The sequence below is a fragment of the Deinococcus alpinitundrae genome (assembly GCF_009982895.1).
Taxonomy (GTDB): Bacteria; Deinococcota; Deinococci; order Deinococcales; family Deinococcaceae; genus Deinococcus; species Deinococcus alpinitundrae.
In genome coordinates this window covers 1-267 of sequence record NZ_WXZL01000294.1, presented here as the reverse complement: position 1 = coordinate 267, position 267 = coordinate 1, and the positions used below count along the sequence as shown (strand labels likewise).

The window sequence follows — 267 nt, the reverse complement described above, 5'->3', positions numbered from 1 at the left end:
TTGATTGGTTTAAACGTAAAACAAACAAAAAAGATACTCATGAAAATGAAGTAGAGTCAACAGATGAAGAAATTTATCAATCAGAAGATAATCATCAGGAACATAAACAGAATCATGAACATGTTCAAGACAAAGATAAAGATAAAGAAGAAAGTAAATTCAAAAAACTAATGAAATCTCTATTTGAATGATTATTGGCCAATAAAACTAGGAGGAAATTTAAATGTTAGAATTTGAACAAGGATTTAATCATTTAGCGACTTTAAA

The 267-nt window shown here is 26.2% G+C and carries 1 protein-coding gene; it reads left to right on the top strand.

The annotated features are described in order from the left end of the window. Positions 1–191, top strand: a 191-nt coding sequence (locus GUI70_RS25785; protein WP_237725154.1) for a hypothetical protein, incomplete at its 5' end; no start/stop codon positions are given. Positions 192–267 lie beyond the last annotated feature (76 nt).